Annotated in this window: 1 protein-coding gene; it reads left to right on the top strand. The window is 69.1% G+C overall.

The annotated features are described in order from the left end of the window. A partial coding sequence (locus ACWGJ2_RS40430) for a condensation domain-containing protein (protein WP_453351416.1) occupies window positions 1–1,598 on the top strand: 1,598 nt, incomplete at both ends.

Raw genomic sequence — 1,598 nt, 5'->3', positions numbered from 1 at the left:
TCCACGCCCACCGAGGTGGCGCTGGCCGGCATCTGGGCGGACGTTCTGCACCAGGACGGCATCGGCGTCCACGACAACTTCTTCGCCCTGGGCGGCCACTCACTCCTCGCCACCCAAGTCATCGCCCGCATCCGCAGGACCCTGCACGCGGACATCGCCCTGCGCGAGCTGTTCACCTCGCCCACCGTCGGCGAACTCGCCGTCGCCGTCGCACGGGCGCGCTCCACCCACGAGGTGCCCCTCGCCCCCGGACAGTACGAGGGCCCCGCACCCGTCTCCTGGGCCCAACTGCGCATGTGGTTCCTCGACCAGCTCGAACCCGACAACAGCCTCTACAACGTGCCCGCCGCCTGGCGCGTCAAGGGCTCCCTCGACGTGCCCGCGCTGGAGGCCGCGCTCGACGAGGTGATCCGCCGCCACGACGTCCTGCGCAGCGTGTACGGCACCCACGGCGGCCTCCCCGTGCTCCAGGTCGTCCCGCACACCACGGTCCCCCTCCACCTGAGCGACGTCTCGGACGCGGCCGACCCCGAGGCCGCGGCGATCGCACTGCTCGACGCCGACGCGGAGCAGCCCTTCGACCTGGAACTCGGCCCACTGGTGCGCACCGGGCTCATCCGGCTCGCCGAGCGGGAACACATCCTGATGGTGACGCTGCATCACATCGTCGCCGACGGCTGGTCGCTCGACGTCCTCCTCACCGAACTCACCGCGCTCTACGAGGCGTTCCGCGAAGGCCGCCACTCGCCGCTCCCCGCTCTGCCCATCCAGTACGCCGACTTCGCCGCCTGGCAGCGCACCTACCTCCAGGGCGACGTGCTGGACGGACACCTTGACTTCTGGCGCGAGTACCTCGACGGCGCCCCCGCGAGCATCGACCTGCCCACCGACAGGCCGCGCCCCCAGATCTCCACCTACGCGGGAGCCATCGTGCCGTTCGAGCTGCCCGCCGAACTCAGCGACCAGCTGCGCGCGCTGAGCGAACGGCACGGCGTCACCCTCTTCATGACGATGGCCGCGGCCTTCAACGTCCTGCTCCACCGCTTCTCCCGCCAGGACGACGTGTGCATCGGCTACGCCGTGGGCAACCGCGACCACATCGAGACCGAGGACCTGATCGGCCTCTTCGTGAACACCCTCGTCATGCGCTCGCGCGTCAAGCCCGGTGACACCTTCCTCGACGCGCTCCACCAGGTCCGCGAGTCCATGCTCGACGCGGACGCGCACAAGGACCTGCCCTTCGAGAAGCTGGTCGAGGAGCTGCGGCCCCAGCGCGACCTGTCCCGCCACCCCGTCTTCCAGGTCTCCTACAGCTACAGCACCACGCACGGCTCCCGGAAATCCTCTTCCTCGCTGCCCGGCCTCGGCCGTCGCGAGATCACCCTCCCCGGAGCCGACATCAGCCTCGTCGAGGCCGACGTCAGCTTCTCCAAGTTCGACCTCTCCCTCTTCATCTCCGAAACCGGCGCCGGAAACGGACTCGAAGGGGACTTCGAGTTCTCGACGGATTTGTTTGATCGGGGTTCGGTGGAGGGTTTGGTGCGGGCTTTTGGGGTGTTGTTGGAGGGGGTGGTGGCTGATGTGGGTGTGGGGGTTGG

The organism is Streptomyces sp. NPDC054796 (assembly GCF_053611545.1).
Note: the sequence above shows the minus strand (reverse complement) of the source record. Positions and strands in the feature narration are given on the sequence as shown.